The following is a 26,329-nucleotide window of genomic DNA, read 5'->3' on the forward strand; positions in this document are numbered from 1 at the left end:
CATGTCCCTTGATCTCGATCACGTCAGACAGGTGATGGACGAGGCGGATTGCCTTTATACCCAGCAGCAGGTGGAAGCCGCGATGGATCAGATGGCCGAGGCCATCACGGAGAGGCTGAAGGACAGCAACCCGATCGTCTACAGCGTCATGAACGGCGGTCTGATCATCGCCGGGCAACTGCTGACCCGTTTGAACTTCCCCATGGAAGTGGGCTATCTGCATGCCACCCGCTACCGCAACAAGCTGTCGGGCAGCGAGCTGTTCTGGAAGGCTCGCGCCGAGCATTCCCTGGTCGGGCGCACCGTGCTGATCATCGATGACATTCTCGATGAGGGGCATACCCTGGCCGCGATCATGGAGTACTGCCGCGATGCCGGCGCGGCACAGGTACTGACCGCCGTTCTGCTGGACAAGACCCACGACCGCAAGGCCTTCCCGGGCATGCGTGCCGACTTCACCGGGCTGGATGTGGTTGATCGCTACGTGTTCGGCTATGGCCTGGACTACAAGGGCTACTGGCGCAACGCCGCCGGTATCTACGCGCTCAAGGATTTCTGATCCTCAGGCCTGCACCGGCGCAGCGTCCTCCTGCTGCGCCCGGATCAGTCTGGCTGCCAGCTCCGGCGAGGCGGTAAAACCGATCTCCCCGCGACGGGCGTGGATACCGGCCCGCTTCAGCTTGAGCCGGATGCGGGGCTTGACCCCGCTCAGATAGACCTGCACACCGCGCCGGCGGATGTCTCCCAATGCCTGCTCGAACAGCACCAGGGCGCTCATGTCCATGCTCGGCACCGCGCGCATGTCGATGATCAGATAGCGGATCTGCTCCTCGAACTGGCTGAGCGCGCGCAGCGCCTTGTCGGCGGCAGCGAAGAACAGCGGGCCCTGGATACGGTACAGCACCACGGCGTCCGGCAGCTCGACCTGCAGCTCCCGGTCCGGCCGCGCCCGCACCCCTTCACTGAGATCGGCCATGCGCTTGATGAACAGCGCCGAGGCCATCAGCAGCCCCACACCCACCGCCAGTACCATATCGAACAGCACCGTCAGCAGCAGGCAGATCAGCAGGACCAGCACGTCCTGGCGGGGGCCCACGCGCAGCAGGTGGATCACCCGTTTGGCCTCGCTCATGTTCCAGGCCACCATCAGCAGCATGGCGGCCAGGGACGCCATCGGCAGCCAGGCAAACAGCCGCGCCAGCAGCACCACCGCCAGCAATATCACCAGCGCGTGCACCACGGCGGCGATGGGCGAGCGGGCGCCACTGCGTACGCTGGTGGCGGTGCGGGCGATGGCGGCGGTGGCGGTGATGCCACCGAAGAAGGGCACCACCAGATTGCCCAGGCCCTGGCCGATCAGCTCGGCGTTGGGATCGTGGCGGGTACCGGCCATGCCGTCAGCCACCAGGGCACAGAGCAGCGACTCGATGGCGCCGAGCATGGCCACCGCCAGGGCGGAGGGCAGCAGCTGGCGCAGCAACTCGAAGTTGATCTGCAGTGGCTGGCCGTCGGCACCGGGCAGTTGCCAGGGCAGGACCCATTGCGGTGCCAGCGGCGGGATGCCGGCGTGGGTCACGCCGTCCAGCTCGTAGCTGAAGCGGCTGCCGAGGGTAGCCACCGACACATCCAGGCCCATCAGCAGCAGCCCAAGCAGGCTGCCCAGCAGCAGGGCGATCAGGTGGCCGGGGATGCGCCGGGTCAGGCGCGGCCAGAGAATCAGTACAGCCAGGGTGACCGCCCCCACCAGGGTGTCACCCGGACTGATGCTCGGCAGTGCCCGGGCCAGCGCCTGCAGCTGGTCCAGATAGTGGGTGTGCGGCCCTACGTCCTGCAGGCCGAAGAAGTCCTTGATCTGCAGGGTGGCGATGACGATGCCGATCCCCGCGGTGAAGCCCATCACCACCGGGTAGGGCACGAACTGGATCAGGTTGCCCATGCGGGCCACCCCCAACGCCACCAGTATGGCGCCGGCCATCAGGGTCACCAGCAGCAGGCCGCCCAGCCCGTAGGCCTGGGTAATGGGCAGCAGTATCACCACGAAGGCGGCGGTGGGACCGGAGATATTGAACCGCGAGCCGCCGAACAGGGCGATGATCAGCCCGCCGACGATACCGGTATAGAGACCATGCTGGGGCGCCACGCCTACGGCGATGGCCAGGGCCATGGCCAGCGGGATGGCAATGATGCCGACGGTGATGCCGGCAAGTACATCGCTGCGCAGGCTGCTCAGCGAATAGCCCTGACGGAAGCTGTCGCGCAGGGCAGCGAACAGGGGCAAGGACAGGTTGGACATGCTGATTCCTGTATTGACATCGCAGGGGCGGATTGCCACAACAGATCTTGATTGTCCGTTTCCAGGCGCGCCCCAGGGAAGAACCGGCCACAAGGCCCTATCAGCATACTCCCTCCAGCCGGGCCCTGTGTAGTCGCAGCGCCAGGCTGATGCCCGACCTCCGGGAGTGCTACAATCCCCTCCTTTCGATTTCACTGAAGAGGGTTGTCCGTGCGTAAAGACAAGAAGAAGGTGGTTGGCGAGCCGATGACCGATGAACAGGTCGCGGTGTTTCTCACTTTCCGTCCCCATGGTGACGAGCCGGTGGATCATTACATGCTCGCGCGGGCTTATCGCAGTCTGCGGGCCCACGATTTCGTCCGCTTCCTGGATATGTTCAAGGCCGCCGGCCATGACGTGAATGGTGAGGACGCCCAGGGGCGCACCTTCCTGCAGGTCATTTCCGAGCATGACCAGGCCGAGGAATACGTCGCCGCCCTGCTCGAAGCCGGTGCCCGGCCGCTGGACGCCTGATCCGAACCCAACGCAGGTTCATTCCGCTGAAGGAGATGCAGTCATGACGAGGTTTTCACGCTGGCTGGGACTGGCGGGACTGGCACTGGTGCTGGTCGGTTGCGCCCACAGTCCGCAGCAACTCAATGTCACCCCGAGTGTCACCACTACCCTGAGTCCGGTCGCCCGACAGCAGCCCGTGGTGGTGACCGTGCGCGACACCCGCAGCTCGCCGGTACTCGGCACCCGCGGCGGTCTCTACCCGGAGACCAGCAACCTGACCATCAACCCGCAGGCCCTCAACCATATCCGTCAGCAGGTGGAAGGGGCGCTGCGTCAGCTGGGCTTCAGCGTGGTGCCCGAAGGTACCCCCAACGCCAACAGCCTGGTGGTCAGCCTGTCAGAGCTCAGCTACATCTCGCCCAAGGATGGGGTCTACGTGACCCAGGCAGACATCGGGGCGACCTTCAGCGCCGAAGTGCGCTCGCTCAATGAGCGCTACAACGGTCGCTACAGCGCCTCCGCCCAGCATCGCTTCGGCTATGCGCCCAACCAGGCCACCAACACCCGTCTGGTCAGCGAAGTGATGAGCGATGCCCTGTCGCGCATCTTCCGTGATCCGGAAATCATCCGCCTGCTGCAGCAGTGATCGGAACGACCGGCAGGCCCTGACGGCCTGCCGGTATCCTCAATACCTCACCTCAACCTTCCTTCGGCGTATTCAGCAGCTCGTCATGCTCGGCCATGTTCCATGGCAGCACGCCCGGTGACAGCTGCAGGAAATCCAGATACTTCTCGAAGTGATCCAGGATGTCGCTGATCAGCTCCTTGTCCTCGTAACCATAGACGTCGTAGGCCAGACCACCCCGGCGCAGGAATACCTCGGCACGGTAGTAGTAGCTGTCCTCGTCGGCGGTCTCGCTGGTATCCGGGTTGGCGAAGGCCGGACGCAGGTACTCGCGCAGGCGGATCTCGTAGAGGAAGTCGAGCTGGTCGGATACCACCTCCAGATAGGCGCGGGTATTTTCCTCGTCGTAGTGGACCTCCGCGGGCCAGGACTGTGCCTGAAGTCCCTTGGCGACGCGGATCATGGCGGTCAGGGCGGTGCCCTTGATGAACTGTTCCACCTCATCCTTCTCAGGATAGGTGACTATGCCGGCCAGGCGCTTGCGCCACAGGCTCGGGCCGCTGCTGCGGCTGCTGTGGCTGACCCTCTGGTGATGGCTCTCGATCACCAGGGCGCGCCACATGCCCACGGCCGACAGCAGCATGATGATGGCAAAGGGGAGTGCGCTGGCAATCGCCATGCTCTGCAGCGCCTTGAGTCCCCCGGCCAACAGCAGGACCGAGGCCAGCACGCCGCTGAGGATGGCCCAGGCGCCGCGCTGCCAGGCCGGTGTTTCCAGAGCACCCCCGGAGGCCAGCGAGTCGACCACCAGCGCTCCGGAGTCCGCCGACGTGATGAAGAACAGGGTGATCAGCAGCACGGTCAGGAAGGAGGCCACCGAGGTGAAGGGGAACTGCTCCAGCAGCTTGAACAGCGCGATGGCGTTATCCGTCTTGACCTGATCGATCAGCTCGCTGTAGCCCTGGTTGATGATCAGGTGCAGGGCGGTGTCGCCGAATACCGAGAACCAGAAGAAGGTGAAGAAGGTCGGTACCAGCATCACACCGAAGACGAACTGGCGGATGGTGCGACCACGGCTGATCTTGGCGATGAACAGGCCGACAAAGGGTGCCCAGGCGATGGTCCAGCCGAAGATGAACAGCGTCCAGTTACCGATCCAGTCACTGCGCGAGTAGGCCTGCAGGTTGAAGGTCCGCTCGACGATGTTGTTCAGGTAGCTGCCGGTGTTCTGCAGGAAGGTCTCGAGAATGAAGATGCTCGGCCCCAGCAGGAAGACGAACAGCATGAGCGCCGTGGCGATCACCATGTTGAGCATGGCCAGACGCTTGATGCCCTTGTCCATCCCGGCTACCACCGAGCCCATGGTCAGCAGCGTGATGCCGGCAATGCAGGCAACCTGAACCCAGGTATCCACCGGTATCGCCGGCCACAGATAGTTGAAGCCGGCATTCATCTGCGCAACGGAAAGGCCCAGGGTGGTGGCAATGCCGAACATGGTGCCGAGAATGGCGAAGATATCCACCGCGTGACCGATGGGGCCGTAGATGCGGTCACCGATCAGTGGGTAGAGCGCCGAGCGGATGGACAGCGGCAGGCCGTGGCGGAAGGAGAAGTACGCCAGCACCAGGCCGGTCAGTCCATAAATGGCCCAGATGTGAAAACCCCAGTGGAAGAAGGCGATCTGCATGGCCTGCTTGGCCGCATCCACTGTCAGTCCCGCACCCACAGGGGGGTCGGCATAATGCAGCACGGGTTCGGCGACGCCGAAGAACAGCAGGGCGATACCGTAGCCGGCGGAGAACAGCATGGCGAACCAGGCCGGGAAGCTGTACTGGGGTTCGGAGTGGTCAGGCCCGAGCTTTATGTTGCCCCAGCGGCTCAGGGCGACTATCACCACAAAGACCAGGAATATCGCCACGGCCAGCATGTAGAACCAGCCGAAGCTGCTGGTGATATAGGCCAGCAGCGAGGAAAACAGCTCCCCGGCCAGATCAGGTTGACTGGCGGTACCTATGACCAGCAGCAGGATGAAGAAGAACGCCGGTATGAAGACCGGCAGCACAATGGTGGTGTTCCAGAGTCGTTTCCGTGTCGTTTCCGTCATGGGCGACCAGTTCCTTGTTTTCCTGTAAGTATCCTTTGGAGTCTAGTACAGCCGCGCTGGTGCTCCAGCGTTTCAGTTATCCTCATCGTTATCATCATTGCAGGTCTTCACCCGCACCCGGGCGGTGCCGGCGCGGAGCATGCCCAGCTCTCTTGCCGCGGCAAGGGATACGTCGATGATGCGCCCGCGGACAAAGGGCCCGCGGTCATTGACGCGCACCGTGGTGCTGCGGCCATTGAACAGGTTGGTCACACACAGCCGGGAACCGAAGGGCAGGCTGGGATGGGCGGCGGTCATGTCCGACTCGTCGTAGGGTTCGCCGCTGGCGGTGCGCCGCCCGTGCAGACGGGAGGAATAGTAGGACGCACGGCCCTCGGCGGTATAGGTCAACCCGCCTTCGCTGTCCGGCAGGTCGGTACCTATGGCGGCGGGGCCGGCCAGCAGGAGCAGGGCAGCGAGTACCGCCCGCACCGCCAGCCGCAGCACGCCCGGGCGGCCGCATTGACCTCGCAGGGGCAATGCCAAGATCAGCCGTCCAGCTTCTGCTTGAGCAGCTGATTGACCTGCTGCGGGTTGGCCTTGCCCCTGGATGCCTTCATCGCCTGGCCGACGAAGAAGCCGAACATCTTGCCGCGCTTGGCCTCGTCACTGGCACGGTACTGCTCGACCTGGGCGGCATTGGCTGCCAGTACCTCGTCGAGCATGGCCTCGATGGCGCCGGTGTCGGTCACCTGCTTGAGTCCGCGTGCCTCGATGATCTGGTCGGCGTCACCTTCGCCGTTGGCCATGGCCTCGAACACCATCTTGGCGATCTTGCCGGAGATGGTGTTGTCCTTGATGCGCAGGATCATGCCGCCCAGCTGCTCGGCGCTGACCGGCGACTGGTCGATCTCGATATCCGACTTGTTCAGCAGGCTGGACAACTCGCCCATCACCCAGTTGGCCGCCAGCTTGGCGTCGCCGCAGGTGCGCTGGACCTGTTCGAAGTAGTCGGCCATCTCGCGGCTGGCCGAGAGCACGCTGGCGTCGTAGGCGGAAAGGCCGAACTCGCTCTGGAAGCGTTCGCGCTTCTGCTGCGGCAGTTCCGGCAGCTCGCTGCGTACCTGTTCGACGAAGGACGGCTCGATGACCACCGGCAGCAGGTCCGGATCGGGGAAGTAGCGGTAGTCGTTGGCCTCCTCCTTGCTGCGCATGGAGCGGGTTTCGTCCTTGTTCGGATCGTACAGGCGGGTTTCCTGAACCACCTTGCCGCCGTCCTCGATCAGCTCGATCTGACGCTGCACCTCGGTATTGATCGCCCGCTCGATGAAGCGGAAGGAGTTGATGTTCTTCAGCTCGCAGCGGGTGCCGAACTCGGTCTGGCCCTTGGGCCGTACCGACACGTTGCAGTCGCAGCGGAAGGAGCCCTCGGCCATGTTGCCGTCGCAGATGCCCAGGTAGCGCACCAGCGAGTGGATGGTGCGGGCATAGGCGACCGCCTCCTTGGCGCTGCGCATGTCCGGCTCGGAGACGATCTCCAGCAGCGGCGTGCCGGCCCGGTTCAGGTCGATGCCGCTCATGCCCTGGAAGTCCTCGTGCAGGCTCTTGCCGGCGTCCTCTTCCAGGTGTGCGCGGGTCACGCCGACGCGCTTGACGGTGCCGTCATCCAGGGTGATGTCCACATGGCCCCTGCCGACGATCGGCAGGTCCATCTGGCTGATCTGGTAACCCTTGGGCAGGTCGGGATAGAAGTAGTTCTTGCGTGCGAACACGTTGGTCATGCCGATCTCGGCGTCGATGGCCAGGCCGAACTTGACCGCGTTCTTCACCGCCTGGGCGTTGAGTACCGGCAGGGTACCCGGCATCGCCAGGTCGACCAGGCTGGCCTGGGTGTTGGGCTCGGCACCGAAGGTGGTGGCGCTGCCGGAGAAGATCTTCGACGCGGTGGTGAGCTGGGCGTGAATCTCCAGCCCGATGACGATTTCCCATTGCATGTTCAGTGTTTCCTCAAATTCGGTATTGGCCGCTGCCTGCGAGCCTGCTGCCCCTCTCCCGGCCTGTGGGCCACCCTCTCCCGCAGGGGGAGAGAGGCATCGGAGGTGCAGCGTCGCCGCGTCTTACATTGGCGCCCGGGTATGCCAGTCGGTGGCCTGCTGGTACTGATGGGCCATGTTCAGCAGGCGCGGTTCGCTGAAATAGGGGCCGAGCAGCTGCATGCCCACCGGCAGGTCATTGACAAAGCCCGCCGGCAGGGCGACGCCCGGCACGCCGGCGAGGTTGGCTGTGATGGTGTAGATGTCGGTCAGATACAGGCTGACCGGGTCATCGACCTTCTCGCCGATGCGGAACGCGGGAATCGGCGACGTCGGGCTGAGAATGACATCCACCTGCTCGAAGGCGGCGAGGAAATCGTTCTTGATCAGGCGGCGGATCTTCTGTGCCTGCAGGTAGTAGGCATCGTAGTAGCCAGCCGACAGAGCGTAGGTGCCGACCATGATGCGGCGCTTGACCTCGGCGCCGAAGCCTTCCTCGCGGGAGCGCAGGTACAGGTCCATCAGATCGGTCGGGTTCTCGCAGCGGTAGCCATAGCGCACTCCGTCGAACCGGGACAGGTTGGACGAGGCTTCTGCCGAGGCGATCACGTAGTAGGCGGGGATGGCCAGCTCGGCGTTGGGCAGACTGACCTCCCTTATCTCGGCGCCCAACGCCTGCAGCTGCTTGACCGCCTGATCAATGGTATTGGCGATGCCGGCGTCCAGACCCTCACCGAAGTACTCCTTCGGCAGGCCCACGCGCAGCCCCTGCAGCGGCTGGTTCAGCTCGGCGCTGTAGTCCGGCACCGGATGCTCGACCGAGGTGGAGTCCCTCTCGTCGAAACCGGCCATGGCCTGCAGCAGCAGCGCACAGTCTTCGGCAGTGCGAGCCATGGGGCCGGCCTGATCCAGACTGGAGGCGTAGGCGATCATGCCCCAGCGCGATACCCGGCCATAGGTGGGCTTGAGGCCGGTCAGGCCGGTAAAGCCCGAGGGCTGGCGGATCGAGCCGCCGGTATCGGTACCTGTGGCGGCCGCACACAGACGCGCGGCTACGGCGGCGGCCGAGCCACCGGAGGAGCCGCCCGGAATCAGCTCCTGATTCCAGGGGTTGCGAACCGGGCCATAGAAACTCGACTCGTTGGAAGAGCCCATGGCGAACTCGTCCATGTTGGTCTTGCCCAGGGTCACGGCGCCGGCATCGATGAAGCGCTGGGTCACGGTGGACTCGTAGGGGGCAACGAAGTTGTCCAGCATCTTCGAACCGCAGCTGGTGCGCACACCGCGGGTGCAGAACAGGTCCTTGTGGGCCAGCGGAATGCCGGTCAGCGGGCTGGCACTGCCGCCGGCCAGACGGGCGTCGGCGGCGCGGGCCTGCTCCAGAGCCAGTTCCGGGGTGACGGTGATGAAGCTGTTGATGGCGCCATCGAGCTGCTGGATGCGCTGGAGGTAGTGTTCAGTCAGCTCGACGCTGGAGATCGCCTTGCTGTGCAGGGCCGCAGACAGTTCGGCCAGGGTTTTCTCATGCATGGAAATGGAATCTCGTCTCGGTTATTCGATGACCCGCGGCACCAGATACAGCCCCTGTTCGGTGGCCGGTGCTATGGCTTGAAGGGCGTCGCGCTGGTTATCTTCGGTGACCACGTCGGCGCGCAGGCGCTGGGTGGTTTCCAGGGGATGGGCCAGGGGCTGTACGCCGCTGGTATCCACTGCCTGCATCCGATCGATCAGCCCCATGATGCTGGACAGCTTGTCCGCATAGGCGGGAATCTCGGCCTCCTTGAGACCAATGCGCGCCAGATGGGCCAGGTGTTCCACGTCGGAGCGATCCAGGGCCATTATAGTTCTCCTCGAAATCGAATAGGGCGGGTTGCGTGAGCAATGTCCGGGAAAAGGAGAGGAATTTACCACATCCGCGCCTTGCCCAAAAACCCCGCCATTGTTAGAGTTGCGACACTTCGGGATGTGTCGATTCAAATGCCTGTGTTCGAGTCATGTTGCCGCTGTTTATCGCAGGTTCGGTGGCCATTTGCCAGGTAAATACCTGTTTCGTGCTCCCCTCATTCAAACCTAGATGCCCTCGGGGTATATAAACAGCATGTTCAAGAAAATTCGCGGCATGTTTTCCAGCGATCTGTCCATCGACCTGGGAACCGCCAACACCCTGATCTACGTCCGCGATCGTGGCATAGTGCTGGATGAGCCCTCGGTTGTCGCCATCCGCACCCATGGTAACCAGAAAAGTGTTGTCGCAGTGGGTACCGACGCCAAGCGTATGCTGGGGCGTACTCCGGGCAACATCCAGGCCATCCGGCCGATGAAGGACGGTGTCATCGCCGACTTCAGCGTCTGCGAGAAGATGCTGCAGTACTTCATCAACAAGGTCCACGAGAACAGTTTCATCCAGCCCAGCCCGCGGGTGCTGATCTGCGTGCCGTGCAAATCCACCCAGGTGGAGCGGCGGGCCATTCGCGAGTCGGCCCTGGGCGCCGGTGCCCGCGAAGTCTACCTGATCGAGGAGCCCATGGCCGCTGCCATCGGTGCCGGCCTGCCGGTCGAGGAAGCCCACGGTTCCATGGTTGTGGACATCGGTGGCGGTACCACCGAGATTGCCCTGATCTCCCTCAACGGCGTGGTCTACGCCGAGTCGGTGCGGGTCGGCGGCGACCGCTTTGACGAAGCCATCATCACCTACGTGCGCCGCAACTACGGCAGTCTGATCGGTGAGTCCACCGCCGAGCGCATCAAGCAGGAAATCGGCGTGGCCTTCCCCGGTGGTGAAGTACTGGAAGTGGACGTGCGCGGCCGCAACCTGGCCGAGGGTGTGCCGCGGGCTTTCACCCTGAACTCCAACGAGGTGCTCGAGGCCCTGCAGGAATCCCTGCAGACCATAGTCCAGGCGGTCAAGAGTGCGCTGGAGCAGTCTCCGCCGGAACTGGCGTCGGACATCGCCGAGCGCGGCCTGATCCTCACTGGCGGTGGTGCACTGCTGCGTGATCTGGACAAGCTGCTGGCCCAGGAAACCGGTCTGCCGGTCATCGTTGCCGAGGAGCCGCTGACCTGTGTGGCTCGTGGCGGCGGTCGTGCCCTGGAGATGATGGACCAGCATGCCATGGATCTGCTGTCCACCGAATGATAGGCCGGCAGGCGCATCCCGGCACCGCAGGTGCCGGGACTGACCGCTGAAGCCCACCCTGCAGTCGCAAGGAGCCCGTCATCAAACCGCTTTTCATCAAAGGCCCGTCCCTCGGGGTTCGCTTCATTGCATTGACGGTGCTTTCGATCGCGCTGATGGTGGTGGACGCTCGCTTCGAGGCACTCAAGCCCGTGCGCTCGCAGCTGGGCATGCTGCTCACCCCCCTGTACTACGTGGCCGACCTGCCGGTGCGTGCCTGGGATACGCTCTATCTGCAGCTGACCAGTCGTGCCGATCTGATCGCCGAGAACGAGCGCTTGCGTGCCGAGGCCCTGCTGGCCAAACGCAAGCTGCAGAAACTCGCCGCGCTGACCGAGCAGAACGTGCGCCTGCGCGAGCTGCTCAATTCCTCCGAACTGCTGGATGAGAAGGTGCTGGTTGCCGAACTGATCGGCATCGACCCCAATGCCTTTTCCCAGCGCATCCTTATCGACAAGGGCGAGCGTGACGGAGTCTTCCTCGGTCAGCCGGTGCTGGATGCCACCGGTCTGATGGGCCAGGTAGTCGAGGTGATGCCCTTCACTTCTCGGGTGCTGCTGATCACCGACGTCTCACACAGTCTGCCGGTGCAGGTCAACCGCAACGGCCTGCGCGCCATTGCCAGCGGAACCGGCAGCAGCGACTGGCTGGAACTGCGGCATGTCAGCGACACCGCCGATATCCGCGTCGACGACATCATCGTCAGCTCCGGGCTCGGCCAGCGCTTTCCCGCCGGTTATCCGGTGGGGCGCGTCACCTATGTCAACCGCGACTCCTCACAGCCCTTCGCCGAGGTTCGCGTCGAGCCCACCGCCCAGCTCAACCGCAGTCGCTACCTGCTGCTGGTGTTCAGTCCCGAAAGTGCCTATGGCGATGTCTTCCCCTCCCTGAGTCTGGAGGGGGACGACGAGCCGACGGAGGAGGCGCCGGAGCAGCCCGCCGCCGAGGCGCAGCAGCCGGCTGACACCCGGACGGAGGAACCAACGGATGCGCAGTAGTCTGGTCATCGGCCTGTCCTTTGTTGCGGCACTGATTCTCAGTGTGGTGCCCATGCCGGCGCCCTTCGACGCCGGCCGTCCCATGTGGCTGGCCATGGTCGTGGCCTACTGGGTAATGGCCCTGCCACACCGGGTGGGGCTGCTGACCGCCTGGGTCGCCGGACTGGCCACCGACGTCCTGTTCGGCGAGCTGTTCGGGCAGAACGCCCTGGTGCTGGTCATGGTCGCCTGGCTGGTGCTGCTGCTGTATCAGCGCATCCGCCGTTTTCCCCTGTGGCAGCAGAGTCTGGTCATGCTGCCGGTGCTGGGCATAGCCCAGATGGTCTCCCTGTGGCTGAGCAGCCTGGTCGGCAACCGACCGCCGACCCTGCTGTATCTGCTGCCGGCGTTGGTCAGTACCGTGCTCTGGCCCTGGGTATTCACCGTGCTGCGCTTGCTGAGGCGACGTTTCCATGTGCTCTGAGCGCCTGGTCCATCTGGCCTCGGCTTCGCCCCGGCGGCGTGAACTGCTGGAGCAGATCGGCGTGCCGGTGACCCTGGTTCGTTGTGCCGTCGACGAGCAGGCGTTGCCCGGGGAAGCCCCGGCCGATTACGTGCAGCGGGTGACCCGGGACAAGGTGGTGGCCGGCGTGGCGGCTGCGCCGGCGGGCGCCGTGGTGCTGGCCGCGGATACCGCGGTGGTATTGGGCGATCGGATTCTCGGCAAGCCCGGAGATCGGCAGCAGGGGCTGGCCATGCTGCGGGCACTGTCCGGCCGGGAGCACCAGGTGATGACCGCCGTGGCGGTAGCGCAGGGGGAGCAAATCCGCCTGGAGCTGGTCAGCACCCGGGTGCGCTTTCGCCCGCTGGAGGATAACGAGATCCAGGCCTACTGGGACACCGGCGAGCCCGAGGACAAGGCCGGAGGCTATGGGATCCAGGGGCTGGGCGCGGTGTTTGTCGAGCACCTGGTCGGCAGTTACAGTGCGGTGGTGGGCCTGCCATTGATGGAAACTGCCCGTCTGCTGGCCGGTTTTGGCGTTCCCTGCTGGCAGTCGCGCTGACAGGGCAGGACGCTGCAGGTATCCTGATGGGCTGACAACAGGTGCGAGAGGGCTCCATGAGCGAAGAAATACTGATCAACATTACGCCAATGGAAGCCCGGGTAGCACTGGTGGAAAACGGTGTGCTGCAGGAAGTGCACATCGAACGCACCCTGCGCCGCGGCATTGTCGGCAATATCTACAAGGGCAAGGTGGTACGGGTGCTGCCGGGCATGCAGGCGGCCTTCGTCGACATCGGCCTGGAGCGGGCCGCCTTCATCCATGCCTCGGAAATCTCCCAGCGCGAAGGCGCGGCCGTCGAACCGATCAGCGCCCTGGTGCACGAGGGCAAGGCGCTGGTGGTGCAGGTCACCAAGGACCCCATAGGCACCAAGGGCGCCCGACTGACCACTCATCTGTCGGTGCCGTCACGCTATCTGGTGTACATGCCACGCACGCCCCATGTGGGTATATCCCTGAAGATCGAGGACGAGGCCGAGCGCGATCGCCTGCGTGACATAGTGGCGCGCTGCATCGAACAGGAAGGCATCGAGGAGCAGGGCGGCTTCATTCTGCGCACCGCAGCGGAGGGCGCCCGGGAGGAGGACATCCTGGTCGATATCCGCTACCTGCGCCGCCTCTGGCAGCAGATCTCCCAGCAGATCAACAGCGCGCCGGCGCCCTCCGTTCTCTATGAAGATCTGCCGCTGGCGCTGCGCACCCTGCGCGATCTGGTCAATCCGCGCATCGAGAAGATCCGCATCGATTCCCGGGAGACCTTCCAGAAGGTCGAGCAGTTTGTCCAGGAACTGATGCCGGGGGTGGAAGGCGTGCTGGAGCACTATCCGGGTGAACGCCCGGTGTTCGACCTCTACGGCGTCGAGGACGAGATCCACAAGGCCCTGGAGCGCAAGGTGATGCTCAAGTCGGGGGGCTATCTGGTCATCGACCAGACCGAGGCGATGACCACCATCGACGTCAACACCGGTGCCTTCGTCGGCCATCGCAACCTGGAAGAGACCATCTTCAAGACCAACCTGGAAGCGGCCACCTCCATTGCCCGCCAGCTGCGGCTGCGCAATCTGGGCGGCATCATCATCATCGACTTCATCGACATGGAGGACGAGGAGCACCGCCGTCAGGTACTGCGTACCCTGGAGCGTCAGCTCGAGCGTGACCACGCCAAGACCAACATAATCGGCATCACCGAACTGGGGTTGGTGCAGATGACCCGCAAGCGTACCCGCGAAAGTCTGGAACAGGTGCTGTGCGAACCCTGTCCAAGCTGTGCCGGGCGTGGTATCCAGAAGACGGCCGAGAGCGTGTGCTATGAAATCTTCCGCGAGATCCTGCGCGAAGCCCGAGCCTATCAGGCCGGAGGCTACATGGTGCTGGCCTCGCAGGCAGTGATCGACCGGCTGCTCGATGAGGAATCGGGCAACGTGGCGGACCTGGAGATGTTCATCGAGCGGCCGATCCGCTTCCAGGTGGAAACCATGTACACCCAGGAACAATATGACGTGGTGCTGATGTAGCACTGCTCCTGCAATGGGGAATCCTTTCTGTCCATGAGCTGGTCGCGCTGGCTTCGGCGTTTTCTTGATGGCCTGATCCTGTTGCTGGTCAGCTGGCTGCTGCTGGCTGCCGCCTATGTCAGCCTGGGGCGTCAGTTCGTCCCGGCGCTGGGCGACTATCAGAACGAGCTGGTGCAGCGGATCGAGCAGGAAACCGGTCGGGCCATCGATCTGGACAGCCTCAGCGCCGAGATGCAGGGCTCGCAGCCGGTACTCCAGCTGCGCGGACTGCGGGTCTACGAGAAAGCCGACCGGGAGAGCCCGGTGCTGCTCGACCTGCAGCACGTGACCGCGCGTGTCGATGTGTTCGCCAGTCTCTGGCAGCGCAAGCCGGTCATGGACGCCCTCCAGCTGGAGGGGCTGGAGCTGGAATTCATCGAGGATGCCGAGGGCCGCTGGCAGCTCAGCGGCCTGGGCCAGACCCAGTCCGGCGGCGACGGGCTGGACAAGGCACTGGAGCGTCTGTTCGACCAGCGCCGCATCACCCTGCTCGACAGCAGCATCCGCATCAGCCCCTGGGAACAGCCCGACTGGGAGTTCACCAACGGCGACCTGACCCTGATCAACCGCGGCAGCCGGCACCGGCTGGATGCCCGCCTGCGCCTGCCGGACCAGCAGGTTGTCAGTCTGCAGCTGGAAGGCAAACTGCCGGGGCGCGACTGGCGCCGGGCGGACCTGCGCTTCTTCGTCGACCTGCCGCCCAGCGACTGGCAGCGCTGGATTCCGGAAGAACAGCTACGGCAGCTGCATGTCGCCCGGGTGGAAGCTGGTGGCCAGTTCTGGGGCCGCTTCCACCAGCGCCGTCTGGGCAGCTTCAGCGGGCAGCTGCAGGCGCCTGTGGTGGCCCTGGACCTGCCCGGCGAGGTGCCGCCGCTCGAGGATGTGCAGCTGCAGTTCGAGATGACCCTCGGCGACGATGAACAGCGACTGGATGTCCAGAACCTCGGGCTGCGTCTGGGCGAACAGCGCTGGCCGGAAACCCGCCTGCAACTGACCCGACACCCCCGCTGGCACACCTGGCAGGCACGGATCGATCGCCTCCAGCTGGATCTGCTGGGGCAGTGGTTGCCCTCCGTCATCACCCACGAGCGTACCGCAGAGATCATCCGCAGTCTGGAGCCCGGCGGCGAGCTGCGCAATGTGCTGGTCAGCGGCGCGGGACTGGACCGTTTCCGCGACTGGACGCTGCAGGCGGCGTTGCACGAAGGCCGGGTCGCAGCGCGCACCGTGACCCCGGCCATGAGCGGCATCAGTGGTGTGGTGGCCGGCTCTCCGGCCATGGGCGAGCTCTGGGTCAACAGCGCCGACTGGAGCATGCACCTGCCCAATCTGTTCCCGGAGCCCTGGCATTACCAGAGTCTGCAGGGTGCGGTGCGCTGGCGCTGGGAGGACGAGCAGGGGGTGCGGATCGACATTCCCGGTGCCGAAGCCCAGGGCGAGGATGGCCGGGTCAATGCCCTGATGCACCTGCACCTGCCGCTGCAGGGACGAACCCCGAGCATGACCCTGCGGGTAGCCCTGCGTGAAGGGCTGGCGGATATCTACCGCCGCTACCTGCCCAGTCGTACCGCCGCACTGGGCGACGAACTGGAGCAGTGGCTGGAGGCGGCAGACTTCTCCGGCCAGGTGCCGCTGGCGATCTTTGCCTGGGACGGCTCCCTGCGCAGCGAGGCCAGCGAGCAGGAGCGCACCTTCGAGCTTTATGCACAGCTGGAGCAGGGCCGATTCAATTTCCAGCCTGGCTGGCCGGCCCTGGAGCAGGTGGAGGCCCGGCTGTGGCTGCACAACCATGACCTGCAGATCTCGGGTGCCACGGGGCAGTTGCGCCAGACCCGGCTGGACGACGTGCGGGTCGAGCTGGATCGCGCCGGGGAGGACAAGGAGGCAGGCTATCGTCTGTCCATCGCCGGGCAGATCGATGGGCCGCTGGAAGACGGGTTGCATATCATGCAGCAGACGCCGCTGGCCGAGTACACCGGCGACCCTCTGGCCGATTGGAGCGGGCGTGGGCAGCTGCAGGGCGCCCTGGAGCTGGGTATTCCCATCGGCCTGCCCGAAGGCCAGCCGCGCAGACTGGATGTGCAACTGGATCTGCAGGCCGAGGCCGAGGAGCTGAACATTCCCCAGCTGAAGGCGGCGCTGCGCCATGCCAGCGGCCAGTTCCGCTATCAGCATGGTCAGGGCCTGAGCAGTGAGGCTGTCACCGCGCAGTTTCTCGGTCAGACGGTCAAGGGCAGCCTGGAGGCTCGGGACGGTCGGCACCGACTGCGCATGAACGGCACCCACAGCACCGACAATCTGTACGGCTGGTCACTGCTGGCGCCTGTACCCAAGGGGCTGGCTACCGGTCGGGCGGCGTGGAACGCGGAACTGACCATCGGTGGACGCACCCCGCGTCTGACAGTGCAGAGCGACCTGCAGGGGCTGGCCCTGAAGTTGCCGGGAGAACTGGAGAAGCCCGCAGAGAGCCTGATGCCCAGCCGTCTGCAGCTGGACATGGGCCCGACGCTGAACTGGCAGTTCCAGCTCGGCGATACGCTGCGCGGGGTGTTGAACAGCCGCGAGGACATGCTCGCCGGGGATATCCGCTACCGTCGTGGACTTCCCGAACGGCCGGCGGTCGAGGGCATCATGGTCCATGCCCGCTTCGATCGCATCGAGCTGGAGCAATGGCGGGACTGGTGGGAGCACTCCGGCCTCGGTGGTACCGCTGCAACGGGGGGCGCGGCCGCAGGCCAGCCGGTGCCGCGCACCGGACTGATCAACAGCGTGCATGTCCAGACCGGCCACCTGAGTGGTTTCGGGCTGGATCTGCAGGATATCGAAGTGCTGGCCATGCCCCAGTCCGGCGGCTGGGTTCTGAGCACCGATCACCCGCAGCTCAGCGGCGAGGTGCGCCTGCCCTCGGCCGAGGGTGAACCTGTCATCCTCGACCTGCAGCGCCTGACCCTGCCGCGCCGGGAACAGCAGATTGCCGATACCCAGGGTCTGATCACGCCGCTGGCGTCCGAAGACCCGCTGCGTGGGGTGCGACCGGGTCAGGTGCCGGCCATGCAGGTCAGCATCGATCAACTGGTCTGGGGCCCGGACCCGGTGGGGGCGGTAGCCTTCAACATGACGCCCGAAGCCGGCGCCCTGCGCATCAGCGACATCGACGTGGGCCTGCGCGGCGGCCTCAGCCTGAAGGGCAGCATGCGCTGGGACGAATCCCGCAGCCGCTTCGACGGCACCCTCTCCGCCGGGGATATCGCGCGCGTGCTCAGTGCCTGGAATTACGCACCGACGCTCAGCAGTTCCCGCTTCAATGCCCAGGTGGATATGGACTGGCCCGGCTCCCCCGCCTGGTTTGCCCTGTCGCGCAGCTCCGGCTCGCTGGCGGTCAAGGCCGAGGATGGCGCCCTGCAGAGCGGTGAAAGCTCCGCCGACGCCCTGCGGGTATTCGGTCTGCTCAACTTCAATGCCCTGACCCGGCGCCTGCGTCTGGACTTCTCCGACCTGTTCGGCAAGGGCGTGGCCTATGATACCTTCAGCGGAGAGGCGGCCCTGACCGATGGCCTGCTGCAGACCATGTCGCCGCTGGTCATGGACGGGCCCAGCGCCAAGCTGCAGCTGGACGGCACCCTGGATCTGGCCTCCGATCGGGTGGACATGGGGTTGCTGGTCACCCTGCCGGTCACCAACAACCTGCCACTGGCGGCGATCATTGCCGGGGCACCGCAGATCGGCGGGGTACTGTTTCTGGTCGATCGCATCCTGGGTGACAAGGTCGCCCGCTTCGCTTCCGTGCGCTACCGCATCAGCGGCAGCTGGATGCAGCCCACCGTGGAATTTGACCGGGCCTTCGACGACAAGGCGGCCCTGGAGGATTGAAATGTCACGCGTTGCCGCCATACAGATGATCAGTGGTGCCGATGTCCAGGCCAACCTGGATGCCGCCGCCGTTCTGATTGCCGAGGCCGCGCAGCAGGGCGCCGAGCTGGTGCTGCTGCCGGAGTGCTTCGCCGCCTTCGGCAATCGCAGCCTGCAGGAAATAGCCGCAGCGGAATGGGCGGGCAGCGGCCCGATCCGCCCCTTCCTCGCCGCCCAGGCCCGGCAGCACGGCCTCTGGCTGGTGGGTGGCAGTATCCCTCTCCCGGCAACGGCTGGCGGCAAGGCCATGGCCTGCTGCCTGGTGATGGATGGCCAGGGCCGCGAAGTGGCGCGCTACGACAAGCTGCACCTGTTCGATGTGGAGGTGGCGGACAACCAGCGCAGCTACCGCGAGTCCCGCGACTACGGCTACGGCGACCGGGTGGTCTGCGTGGATACACCGGTCGGGCGGCTGGGCCTGACCATCTGTTACGATGTGCGCTTTGCCGAGCTCTACCTGACGCTGCGCAACCAGGGTGCCGAGCTTATAGTGGTACCCTCGGCATTCACCGCCGTCACCGGCGCCGCCCACTGGGAGGTGCTGTTGCGGGCCCGGGCCATCGAAAGCCAGTGTTACATTCTCGCCGCCAACCAGGGTGGGACCCACGCCAACGGGCGGGAAACCTGGGGCCACAGCTGTCTGATAGATCCCTGGGGCGAGATCAAGGCCTGCCTGCCCCAGGGTGAGGGCGTGGTCTGCGGGGAAATGGATCCGCAGTTGCTGAAGAACACACGCGCGCGCATGCCGGTTCAGGAGCATCGCCGTTTCATGCCGGTCGAGCAGATTCTCCCGGCCAAGGAGCAATGAACCTATGAGTAACCTGTTAGCCCAGGCGGAAAGCCGTCTGCTGCAGCCCGCCGAACTGACCCCGGACGGCATTGCCAGCGTCCTCGGCCAGCTGGTCTCCGCACCGGGCGTGGATGCGGCCGATCTGTATTTCCAGCACCAGGTGAGCGAGTCCTGGGTGCTGGAGGATGGCATCGTCAAGGACGGCAGCTTCAATGTCGACCAGGGCGTCGGGGTACGGGCCCAGGCCGGAGAGAAGACCGGTTTCGCCTACAGCAACGACCTGCACCTGCAGGCCCTGACCCAGGCCGCCGGCGCGGCACGCTCCATCGCCCGCAGCGGTCAGCAGGGCAGCGTGCAGGCCTGGCAGCGCAACAGCGCCGTGCCCCTGTATCCCGCAGACAACCCGCTGGACAGCATGGCCCAGACCGACAAGGTGGCCTTCCTGCAGCGGCTGGATGCGTACACCCGCAGCCTCGACTCGCGCGTGACCCAGGTATCCATCAGCCTCGGCGGGGTACATGACACCGTGCTGGTGGCCGCCAGCGATGGCACCTGGGCCGGCGATGTGCGCCCGCTGGTACGACTCAACATCAGCGTCATCATCGAACACAACGGCCGCCGCGAGCGCGGCAGCTTCGGCGGTGGCGGACGCACCGACTACCGCTTCTTCGAGGCCGAAGAGCGGGGCATGGCCTACGCGCGGGAGGCGGTGCGCCAGGCGGTGGTGAACCTGGATGCGATTGCCGCCCCCGCCGGCAGCATGCCGGTGGTCATGGGCCCGGGCTGGTCCGGGGTACTGCTGCACGAGGCGGTCGGCCACGGTCTGGAGGGTGACTTCAACCGCAAGGGCAGCTCTGCCTACAGCGGACGGGTAGGGCAGAAGGTCGCTTCCGAGCTGTGCACCATAGTCGACGACGGCACCCTGCAGGGGCGTCGGGGCTCGCTCAGCGTGGATGACGAGGGCAGCAGCACCAACTGCACCGTGCTGATCGAGAACGGCATCCTCAAGGGCTATATCCAGGACAAGCTCAACGCCCGCCTGATGGGCGTGGCGCCCACCGGCAACGGTCGCCGCGAGTCCTACGCGCATCTGCCGATGCCGCGCATGACCAACACCTACATGCTGGCCGGGCAGAGCGATCCGGAGGAGATCGTCCGCTCGGTGAAGAAGGGTATCTACTGCGCCAACCTCGGCGGCGGCCAGGTGGACATCACCAGCGGCAAGTTCGTGTTTTCCACCAGTGAGGCCTACCTGATCGAGGATGGACGCATCACCGCCCCGGTCAAGGGCGCGACCCTGATCGGCAACGGCCCCGAGGTGATGAACCGTGTATCCATGGTCGGCCACGACCTGCAGCTGGACAGCGGTGTCGGTACCTGTGGCAAGGATGGTCAGTCGGTGCCCGTGGGTGTGGGCCAGCCCACCCTGAAGATCGATCAGATTACCGTGGGTGGTACCGGGGCCTGACTGGCTCGTGTACGAGCTGCTGTGATATTCGTGCAGGGCTGTGCTGGGGTGCAGGGCCGCGCCGACACGCCGTGAATACTTCACTGTAGGCTCGCGGTTTTCATCCCTGAAAACCGACGGTCGGCACAACCCTGCACCCCAGCCCGCTGATTATTCCGAGCTGCTTTCAGAAAACCATCAGCAGCTCGGAAGTTTCCGCCGTTGCGCCGGTATGCCCCCGATACGACCGTTTGATGTCATGGATGACATCAACGAGCCCCCAGGGATGGGTTCACGGCGTGTCGTAGCGGGGGCGTATCGGCGCAGAGGCCCGCACAGACCACCAGATACTCCCGCACCAATACCTTCAAACCCCTTCAAACTTCCCTGCCAGGCGGTTCTTTCTGACGCCATCGGCAGCAAACACCCGACCGCTCATGGCGATATAGACGCCGGGCTGGCAGCTGTTCAGCGCGCCTATGGCCAGGCCGACGTTGAAGGGGGCGTCCGAATCGCGGAAGCGGGCCGGCTGCATGGCGCCCGTCAGCACTATCACCTTGTTCTCGATATCCGCCAGCGCTGCTGCGGTCACTGTCATGGTGTCGGTACCATGGGTGATCAGGATGTGGTCGGCGGGGCAGGCCGCGACTCTGGAGCGGATCAGCTCGCGGTCATTGTCGTCCAGCTCCAGACTGTCCTTCCTTGTCAGGGATTCGATGGCATAATCGAACCCGACCCGCGCGTCCTTCAGCAGCTCGCCGATGATGGGCTCGCCGATCTGGAATTCGCTCAGTGCGTCGAAGTACACCTTGTCGATGGTGCCGCCGGTACTGAAGATCTGTATGAACATGACTGCCTCCTGAATGACTGTCACCAGTATGCCGCCAGAAAGCGATGAACACAGCCCCGGGAATGCACCGGCGGTACAGACCTGGTGGGTGTACATGGTCCGGGCGCAGAACGGGCACCTGTACACCGGGGTCAGCACCGATCCCGAGCGGCGCTTCCGCCAGCATGCCAGCGGCAAGGGCGGAGCCCGGTTCTTCAATCGCAGTCCGGCCCAGGCTCTGGTCTGGCAGCATCGCTGTGTCGATCGCTCCGATGCCCTGCGCCGTGAGATCGCGGTGAAGAAACTGGCGAAACCGGCCAAGGAAGCCCTGGTCAGTGGGGCGCGGAGTCTGCAAGACTGAGCTGGCGGCGGTACCGGCCCCACGGCAGAAGCCACGGTCAGCGACTAAGATGTGTCCTCAGAGCATAGAACCGAGGTGACCATGAACCAGCTGATTCTGCATCATTATCCGCAATCACCCTTCGCCGAGAAGGCCCGGCTGATGCTCGGGCTCAAGGGATTGTCCTGGCATTCGGTGATGATTCCGCCGGTGATGCCCAAGCCCGATCTGACCGCGCTGACCGGGGGCTATCGGCGTACCCCGGTGTTGCAGATAGGTGCGGATATCTACTGCGACACGGCGCTGATCGCCCAACGTCTGGAGCGGGAAAAGGCCATCCCCGCGCTGTTTCCCGAAGGGCAGGAGGCCGTAGCCGCCGCCCTGGCCCAGTTCGGTGATCAGACCCTTTTCCAGCATTCCATTGCCATCAATTTCCAGCCCCACGCCCTGGAGGCGCGCTTTGCCGGCATGCCGCCGGAGGTGATCAAGGGCTTTCTCAAGGACCGTCAGGCCATGTTCTCCAGTGGCACCGCCAGCCGTCTGGAGACCGACGTGGCGCTGGCCCAGTGGCCGGTGCTGATGAGCCGTCTGGAAACCCAGCTGGAGCGCAACGGCGAGTACCTGCTGGGCGAGGAGCCGAGCATTGCCGACCTGGCCTGGTATCACCCGCTGTGGTTCATGGCAGCCAACTCGGCGGTCTCGGTGATGCTGGAAGATTACCCCGCCGTGCGGGCCTGGATGGCACGTATCCATGACTTCGGCTCCGGCGCATCGGTGCGCATGGAGGCGGAGGAGGCGATCCGCATTGCCCGGGACAGCGAGCCCGAGCCGCTGCCCGAGGGCGGCTTTGTCAGCACCCGGGGCCTGAGTCTGGGGCAGGAGGTCACGGTGCGGGCGGTGGACTACGGCAGCGACCCGGTGGTCGGACGCCTGGTCCACGAGGAGCTGGACGAAATCGTCATCGCCCGGGAAGACGAGCGCGCCGGACTGGTTCATGTGCATTTTCCGCGGGTTGGCTACCGGGTGGACGTCGTCGGCGCCGCCGAAAAGGATTGAACAGCCGCTTTCTCCGTGGGTCACTCTTTACAACAGAGTGAATACCACGGGGAATCCATGAGCAGCGACGACAGTGCACTGGTAACGACCATTACCGAGCAGGCCCTCCCATTGAACGGCACCGACCGGGACTTCGATGCCATCATCGAAGCGGCCCGGGGCAAGTCACTGGTGCTGATCGGCGAATCCACCCACGGCACCAGCGAGTTCTACCGGGCGCGGGAGCGTCTGACCCGCCGCCTGATCAGTGAACTGGGATTTGCCGGTGTGGCGGTGGAGGCCGATTGGCCGGACGCCTTTGCGATCAATCGTCATGTCTGGAATCTGCAACCCGACCAGCCGGAACAGCAGGTGCTGGCCGCCTTCGAACGCTTTCCCGCCTGGCTGTGGGCCAACCGCGAGGTGCTGGAGTTCGTCCGCTGGCTGGCGCGGTTCAACCGCACCCCGGCTCGGGCTGATGCGGGTCTGCGACCGGTCGGCTTCTACGGGCTGGATCTGTACAGCCTGCGCAGCTCCATCCGCGCAGTGATCACCTATCTGGAGCGGGTCGACCCACCGGCAGCGGTGCGCGCGCGGGAGCGCTACTCGTGCATGGATCACTTCCTGCAGGATCCGCAGCTGTATGGGCAGAAGGCGGACTCGGGGTTCAGCCGGTCCTGCGAACAGGCCCTGGCCGAACAGCTGCAGGACATGCAGACCCGCGCCCTGCAGCGGCTGGAAGGGCTCGGTCTGCTGGCCGACGAACACCGCTTTCATGTGGAGCAGAACGCCCGTCTGGTACGCAACGCCGGAGAATACTACCGGGCCATGTTCCGCGGTCGCCCCGGCTCCTGGAACCTGCGCGAGAACCACATGTTCGAGACCCTGCAGGCCCTGCGTGATCATCTGTCCCATCAGCTCGGCGAGCCCGCGGCTCTGGTGGTATGGGCGCACAATTCCCATGTCGGCAACGCGGCGGCGACCGGCATGGTCGAGCGCCGCGAGGCCAGTCTCGGCCAGATGGCCCGGCAGGTCTACGGGGACAAGGCACTGCTGGTCGGCTTCAGTACCGCCAGCGGTGAGGTCACGGCGGCGGCGCACTGGGATGGCCCGGCCGAGACCATGGCCCTCAATCCGCCACTGCCGGGCAGCCATGAAGCCCTGTTCCAGCAGGTGCCGCAGGAGGCCTTCCTGCTGGATCTGCGCAACGGGACGCTGGCGGCGCAGCTCGGCGAGCCCCGCGTGCAGCGCTCCGTCGGCGTGGTGTACCGCCCGGAGACCGAGCGCGAGAGCCATTACCTGTCCAGCCGCCTGCCGCAGCAATTCGATTTCCTGCTGCACTTCCAGCGTACCCATGGCATCGAGCCGCTGATCGAGCGCACCCCGGCCAGCGGCGAGCTGGGGGCCACCTGGCCCAGCGGGCTGTGATCAGTCCACCGGGCGGTAGGAATGCCGCTCGGGTTGACCGCCATGATGGGCCTGTTCGCAGGCCTGCAGCAGGTCCTGCTCGATCCAGCGCAGGGTTGCCCTGACTCTGGGAACCTCCGCCGGCAGAAAGCCCAGCAGGGGAATCATCAGCACGCTGGCGTCCGGCTCGGCATCCTCGTAACTGCGCTTGAAGGCGCCTCTGGCCGGATCCAGTCCCCGTTCGCAGACCTGCGCATGGATCTGGTCCCGGATCTCACGCCAGCGCTCCAGGGGCGCATGCAGTCCGTATTCCTCCGCGTCGCGGATGGAGCGGTCGAAGGCCACCCAGGCGTAGACCTTGGAATGGATGTAGTTGCGACGCTGGCCGCGCAGTTCCCAGATGCCCTCATCGGGCTGGTGCCAGCAGGCCTCGACTTTCTCCATCAGTCGACACTGGTGGTACCAGCTGCGCCACCAGTGGCGGCACTCCTCGAGGGTTTTCTGCGGGTCGACGGGAACAGCCGGGGCTTCGCCGGGCTCCAGGTGCTGGAGGATGAAACATTAATGCTCGCCGGCTTGCACGGTGATCTCGGCCGTGGCCTGATCCTCGCGCAGTTGCAGCGGCACCTCGGTGTGCAGCAGCAGTCGACGTTCGCCATCCCACAGGCTGCAGCCGGTGGCCTCCGGCTCGCAGCGGCCGGCATGGTGGTCCACAGCTGCCAGCTGTGGGTCCTGGCTTCATTGTCGAAGCGCCCATGGCTGCCCATGTCCCTGTCCACCGGCTCGAACAGGTTGTCCGGCCGGTCGCCGGCTGACAGCTGCTCGTCCTGCTGGCCGCTGTAGCCGTCCTCCTCCAGCACCCAATCGGGCGAATCTGTTGCCCCCGGCGGCCTCTACCTCGGCCCGCGCCCCTTCGAGGCCGGCTTTGCCCCGGGCAAGCAGGGCGACAGTGGCACCCTGGCGGGCGAACTCGACGGCGGTGGCGCGGCCCACCCCGGCCGAGGCGCCGGTGACGACGACAATCTTGTTGGCAAGCTCGGACATGGAGGATCTCCACAGGCTGGTCGGAATAATCAGATGACCACGCCAGCGGCGGCCGCGTTCAGCAAAACGCAGCCGTGGAGTCCAACAAAATGTGTCGGTCGGGACCTAGCGCTTGCGGTTGCGCAGCTGCTGGATCAGCCCCTTGGGGGGATGGCGGATGACCAGGGCATCCTCGCCCTCGTCGTACTCCACCCGCTCGCCGAGCAGGTGCGCCTCGAAGCTGATCGACAGCCCGTCGGCCTTGCCATAGAACTTGAAGAAGTTGTTGAGGGTGCGCTTGTCCGCCGGGATCTCCGGCGCCAGGCCGTAGTCCTTGTGGCGGATGTAATCGTAGAACGCCCGGGGGTTCTCCTCATCCAGCACCCCGGACAACTCTTCCAGCGCCACCTGCTCGCCCTGGCGGGACTGGCTGTTGACGTAGCTGGTCATGGCCTTGGCCTTGCCCTTGAGCTCTTCCGCCGGCAGGTCCGCTTCGCCCACGTAGTCCTGGAAGGCCTGCAGCAGGGTCGTGGTCTCCGCCTCCGGGTCGGCCCCTTCCTGGCAGCCGATGAAGTCGCGGAAGTAGTCGGACACACGCTTGCCGCTGCGGCCGCGGATGAAGGAGATGTACTGCTTGGAGCTGGCGTTCTGTTTCCACTCGGTCAGGTTGATGCGCGCCGCCATGTTCAGTGCCGACAGATCCAGATGCCGCGCGGCGGCCACTTCCAGCTCCTCGGTCACGGTCACGCCCTCGGTGTGATGCAGCAGAGCGATGATCAGGAAGGCGGTCATGCCCTGGCGGTAGCGGATGAACAGCACATGCCCGCCGAGGGCCAGGTTGGAGCCCTCCATCAGGGTCTTCAGGTGTTCGGTGGCCTGCTTGGAGAAGCCGACGAAGTCCAGTTCCTCGTCGATCAGCTGCTGCAGCCAGCCGCTGAAGGGGTAGGCGCCGCTTTCCTCGTGGAAGTAGCCCCAGGCCTTGTTCGGCTTGCTGTTGTAGGTTTCGATCAGGCCGGCAAGCAGCTGTTCCAGCGCCTCGCTGTTGGCCAGCTCCTGCTCGCGCAGGGTCAGGCTGGCGGGCTGGCCGTCCGGCTTCTTGTGAATCTGATGAACAATGCTGTTGTCGATGGGCATCGGTAATCCGCAACGGTAAAACGAAAAGGGGAAAGTCGGCCGGGCCGAGAGATGGCAGAACGTTACTCCAGTTCACGCCGCGTCGCAAACCGGGGATACTGAGCCCGTCACAGGACA

Annotated in this window: 25 protein-coding genes; 14 read left to right on the top strand and 11 right to left on the bottom strand. The window is 65.0% G+C overall.

Annotated elements, in window-relative coordinates; translation table 11 throughout:
• Position 1 precedes the first annotated feature (1 nt).
• Complete coding sequence (locus tag VF673_RS10420) at positions 2-559, top strand: hypoxanthine-guanine phosphoribosyltransferase (protein ID WP_440291887.1); 558 nt, start codon at positions 2-4, stop codon at positions 557-559.
• Positions 560-562: 3 nt separating this feature from the next.
• On the opposite strand, the gene dauA is transcribed toward VF673_RS10420, so the two are convergent.
• A complete protein-coding gene (dauA, locus tag VF673_RS10425) occupies positions 563-2,293 on the bottom strand; it encodes a C4-dicarboxylic acid transporter DauA (protein WP_440291888.1) in 1,731 nt (576 codons plus the stop codon).
• A 210-nt stretch (positions 2,294-2,503) separates the two neighbouring features.
• On the opposite strand from dauA, the gene VF673_RS10430 reads away from it, so the two are divergent.
• Positions 2,504-2,806, top strand: a complete 303-nt coding sequence (locus VF673_RS10430; RefSeq protein ID WP_440291889.1) for a PA4642 family protein — start codon at positions 2,504-2,506, stop codon at positions 2,804-2,806.
• A 43-nt stretch (positions 2,807-2,849) separates the two neighbouring features.
• A complete protein-coding gene (locus VF673_RS10435) occupies positions 2,850-3,434 on the top strand; it encodes a YajG family lipoprotein (protein ID WP_440291890.1) in 585 nt (194 codons plus the stop codon).
• A 52-nt stretch (positions 3,435-3,486) separates the two neighbouring features.
• Here VF673_RS10435 and VF673_RS10440 read toward each other — a convergent pair whose 3' ends face one another.
• The 5 genes from VF673_RS10440 to gatC form a co-directional block, all read right to left on the bottom strand.
• Positions 3,487-5,517 carry a BCCT family transporter gene (locus tag VF673_RS10440; protein ID WP_440291891.1) on the bottom strand — a complete coding sequence of 677 codons (2,031 nt, stop codon included), beginning with the start codon at positions 5,515-5,517 and terminating at the stop codon, positions 3,487-3,489.
• Between the two features lie 72 nt (positions 5,518-5,589).
• The gene (locus VF673_RS10445) at positions 5,590-5,988 is read right to left on the bottom strand and encodes a septal ring lytic transglycosylase RlpA family protein (RefSeq protein WP_440291937.1); all 399 of its coding nucleotides are present in this window, start codon (positions 5,986-5,988) and stop codon (positions 5,590-5,592) included.
• 56 nt (positions 5,989-6,044) lie between these two features.
• Positions 6,045-7,490 (bottom strand): Asp-tRNA(Asn)/Glu-tRNA(Gln) amidotransferase subunit GatB, encoded by a 1,446-nt coding sequence (gatB, locus tag VF673_RS10450; RefSeq protein WP_440291892.1) that lies wholly within the window; start codon positions 7,488-7,490, stop codon positions 6,045-6,047.
• Positions 7,491-7,613: 123 nt separating this feature from the next.
• Positions 7,614-9,059 (bottom strand): Asp-tRNA(Asn)/Glu-tRNA(Gln) amidotransferase subunit GatA, encoded by a 1,446-nt coding sequence (gene gatA / locus VF673_RS10455; protein WP_440291893.1) that lies wholly within the window; start codon positions 9,057-9,059, stop codon positions 7,614-7,616.
• Between the two features lie 21 nt (positions 9,060-9,080).
• The gene (gatC, locus tag VF673_RS10460; protein ID WP_090535830.1) at positions 9,081-9,368 is read right to left on the bottom strand and encodes an Asp-tRNA(Asn)/Glu-tRNA(Gln) amidotransferase subunit GatC; all 288 of its coding nucleotides are present in this window, start codon (positions 9,366-9,368) and stop codon (positions 9,081-9,083) included.
• A 259-nt stretch (positions 9,369-9,627) separates the two neighbouring features.
• On the opposite strand from gatC, the gene mreB reads away from it, so the two are divergent.
• From mreB to tldD, 8 genes are all read left to right on the top strand, one after another.
• Positions 9,628-10,665, top strand: a complete 1,038-nt coding sequence (gene mreB / locus VF673_RS10465; RefSeq protein ID WP_090535832.1) for a rod shape-determining protein MreB — start codon at positions 9,628-9,630, stop codon at positions 10,663-10,665.
• Positions 10,666-10,760: 95 nt separating this feature from the next.
• Positions 10,761-11,702 carry a rod shape-determining protein MreC gene (gene mreC / locus VF673_RS10470; RefSeq protein WP_440291938.1) on the top strand — a complete coding sequence of 314 codons (942 nt, stop codon included), beginning with the start codon at positions 10,761-10,763 and terminating at the stop codon, positions 11,700-11,702.
• The gene (mreD, locus tag VF673_RS10475; protein ID WP_273127021.1) at positions 11,692-12,165 is read left to right on the top strand and encodes a rod shape-determining protein MreD; all 474 of its coding nucleotides are present in this window, start codon (positions 11,692-11,694) and stop codon (positions 12,163-12,165) included. Before mreC ends, mreD begins: the two co-directional genes overlap by 11 nt.
• Positions 12,155-12,745 carry a Maf family protein gene (locus VF673_RS10480; RefSeq protein WP_440291894.1) on the top strand — a complete coding sequence of 197 codons (591 nt, stop codon included), beginning with the start codon at positions 12,155-12,157 and terminating at the stop codon, positions 12,743-12,745. The genes mreD and VF673_RS10480 overlap by 11 nt, the downstream gene beginning before the upstream one ends.
• A gap of 56 nt (positions 12,746-12,801) precedes the next feature.
• Entirely contained in the window at positions 12,802-14,259 is a 1,458-nt protein-coding gene (rng, locus tag VF673_RS10485) for a ribonuclease G (protein ID WP_090535840.1), read from the top strand.
• Positions 14,260-14,292: 33 nt separating this feature from the next.
• Entirely contained in the window at positions 14,293-18,168 is a 3,876-nt protein-coding gene (locus VF673_RS10490; RefSeq protein WP_440291895.1) for a YhdP family protein, read from the top strand.
• 1 nt (position 18,169) lies between these two features.
• Positions 18,170-19,015 (top strand): carbon-nitrogen hydrolase family protein, encoded by an 846-nt coding sequence (locus VF673_RS10495; RefSeq protein WP_440291896.1) that lies wholly within the window; start codon positions 18,170-18,172, stop codon positions 19,013-19,015.
• Positions 19,016-19,019: 4 nt separating this feature from the next.
• Complete coding sequence (tldD, locus tag VF673_RS10500) at positions 19,020-20,465, top strand: metalloprotease TldD (RefSeq protein WP_440291897.1); 1,446 nt, start codon at positions 19,020-19,022, stop codon at positions 20,463-20,465.
• Between the two features lie 346 nt (positions 20,466-20,811).
• Here the strand turns inward: tldD and VF673_RS10505 are convergent, their stop codons facing one another.
• Entirely contained in the window at positions 20,812-21,294 is a 483-nt protein-coding gene (locus tag VF673_RS10505) for an asparaginase domain-containing protein (protein WP_090535847.1), read from the bottom strand.
• 13 nt (positions 21,295-21,307) lie between these two features.
• On the opposite strand from VF673_RS10505, the gene VF673_RS10510 reads away from it, so the two are divergent.
• From VF673_RS10510 to VF673_RS10520, 3 genes are all read left to right on the top strand, one after another.
• Positions 21,308-21,634, top strand: coding sequence for a GIY-YIG nuclease family protein (locus tag VF673_RS10510; RefSeq protein WP_440291898.1), 327 nt, complete (start codon positions 21,308-21,310; stop codon positions 21,632-21,634).
• Positions 21,635-21,715: 81 nt separating this feature from the next.
• Positions 21,716-22,669, top strand: a complete 954-nt coding sequence (locus VF673_RS10515; RefSeq protein ID WP_440291899.1) for a glutathione S-transferase family protein — start codon at positions 21,716-21,718, stop codon at positions 22,667-22,669.
• Positions 22,670-22,726: 57 nt separating this feature from the next.
• Positions 22,727-24,076 (top strand): erythromycin esterase family protein, encoded by a 1,350-nt coding sequence (locus VF673_RS10520; RefSeq protein WP_440291900.1) that lies wholly within the window; start codon positions 22,727-22,729, stop codon positions 24,074-24,076.
• On the opposite strand, the gene VF673_RS10525 is transcribed toward VF673_RS10520, so the two are convergent.
• The 4 genes from VF673_RS10525 to yejK all read right to left on the bottom strand — a co-directional run bounded on the left by VF673_RS10525 (position 24,077) and on the right by yejK (position 26,212).
• Positions 24,077-24,610, bottom strand: coding sequence for a glycoside hydrolase family 15 protein (locus VF673_RS10525; protein WP_440291939.1), 534 nt, complete (start codon positions 24,608-24,610; stop codon positions 24,077-24,079).
• Between the two features lie 6 nt (positions 24,611-24,616).
• The gene (locus tag VF673_RS10530) at positions 24,617-24,769 is read right to left on the bottom strand and encodes a hypothetical protein (protein ID WP_440291901.1); all 153 of its coding nucleotides are present in this window, start codon (positions 24,767-24,769) and stop codon (positions 24,617-24,619) included.
• A gap of 24 nt (positions 24,770-24,793) precedes the next feature.
• A complete protein-coding gene (locus VF673_RS10535) occupies positions 24,794-25,099 on the bottom strand; it encodes an SDR family NAD(P)-dependent oxidoreductase (RefSeq protein ID WP_440291902.1) in 306 nt (101 codons plus the stop codon).
• Positions 25,100-25,204: 105 nt separating this feature from the next.
• Positions 25,205-26,212, bottom strand: a complete 1,008-nt coding sequence (gene yejK, locus VF673_RS10540; protein WP_440291903.1) for a nucleoid-associated protein YejK — start codon at positions 26,210-26,212, stop codon at positions 25,205-25,207.
• Positions 26,213-26,329 lie beyond the last annotated feature (117 nt).

The sequence above is a fragment of the Halopseudomonas sp. Lyrl_26 genome (assembly GCF_051948695.1).
Lineage (GTDB): Bacteria > Pseudomonadota > Gammaproteobacteria > Pseudomonadales > Pseudomonadaceae > Halopseudomonas > Halopseudomonas formosensis.

Excerpts from the sequence above, each read along its gene's own strand:
- VF673_RS10420 (WP_440291887.1), top strand. The coding sequence starts at position 2 with ATGTCCCTTGATCTCGATCACGTCAGACAGGTGATGGACGAGGCGGAT.
- dauA (WP_440291888.1), bottom strand. The coding sequence starts at position 2,293 with ATGTCCAACCTGTCCTTGCCCCTGTTCGCTGCCCTGCGCGACAGCTTC.
- VF673_RS10435 (WP_440291890.1), top strand. The coding sequence starts at position 2,850 with ATGACGAGGTTTTCACGCTGGCTGGGACTGGCGGGACTGGCACTGGTG.
- VF673_RS10440 (WP_440291891.1), bottom strand. The coding sequence starts at position 5,517 with ATGACGGAAACGACACGGAAACGACTCTGGAACACCACCATTGTGCTG.
- gatB (WP_440291892.1), bottom strand. The coding sequence starts at position 7,490 with ATGCAATGGGAAATCGTCATCGGGCTGGAGATTCACGCCCAGCTCACC.
- gatA (WP_440291893.1), bottom strand. The coding sequence starts at position 9,059 with ATGCATGAGAAAACCCTGGCCGAACTGTCTGCGGCCCTGCACAGCAAG.
- gatC (WP_090535830.1), bottom strand. The coding sequence starts at position 9,368 with ATGGCCCTGGATCGCTCCGACGTGGAACACCTGGCCCATCTGGCGCGC.
- mreB (WP_090535832.1), top strand. The coding sequence starts at position 9,628 with ATGTTCAAGAAAATTCGCGGCATGTTTTCCAGCGATCTGTCCATCGAC.
- mreD (WP_273127021.1), top strand. The coding sequence starts at position 11,692 with ATGCGCAGTAGTCTGGTCATCGGCCTGTCCTTTGTTGCGGCACTGATT.
- VF673_RS10480 (WP_440291894.1), top strand. The coding sequence starts at position 12,155 with ATGTGCTCTGAGCGCCTGGTCCATCTGGCCTCGGCTTCGCCCCGGCGG.
- rng (WP_090535840.1), top strand. The coding sequence starts at position 12,802 with ATGAGCGAAGAAATACTGATCAACATTACGCCAATGGAAGCCCGGGTA.
- VF673_RS10490 (WP_440291895.1), top strand. The coding sequence starts at position 14,293 with ATGAGCTGGTCGCGCTGGCTTCGGCGTTTTCTTGATGGCCTGATCCTG.
- VF673_RS10495 (WP_440291896.1), top strand. The coding sequence starts at position 18,170 with ATGTCACGCGTTGCCGCCATACAGATGATCAGTGGTGCCGATGTCCAG.
- tldD (WP_440291897.1), top strand. The coding sequence starts at position 19,020 with ATGAGTAACCTGTTAGCCCAGGCGGAAAGCCGTCTGCTGCAGCCCGCC.
- VF673_RS10505 (WP_090535847.1), bottom strand. The coding sequence starts at position 21,294 with ATGTTCATACAGATCTTCAGTACCGGCGGCACCATCGACAAGGTGTAC.
- VF673_RS10510 (WP_440291898.1), top strand. The coding sequence starts at position 21,308 with ATGACTGTCACCAGTATGCCGCCAGAAAGCGATGAACACAGCCCCGGG.
- VF673_RS10515 (WP_440291899.1), top strand. The coding sequence starts at position 21,716 with ATGAACCAGCTGATTCTGCATCATTATCCGCAATCACCCTTCGCCGAG.
- VF673_RS10520 (WP_440291900.1), top strand. The coding sequence starts at position 22,727 with ATGAGCAGCGACGACAGTGCACTGGTAACGACCATTACCGAGCAGGCC.
- VF673_RS10535 (WP_440291902.1), bottom strand. The coding sequence starts at position 25,099 with ATGTCCGAGCTTGCCAACAAGATTGTCGTCGTCACCGGCGCCTCGGCC.
- yejK (WP_440291903.1), bottom strand. The coding sequence starts at position 26,212 with ATGCCCATCGACAACAGCATTGTTCATCAGATTCACAAGAAGCCGGAC.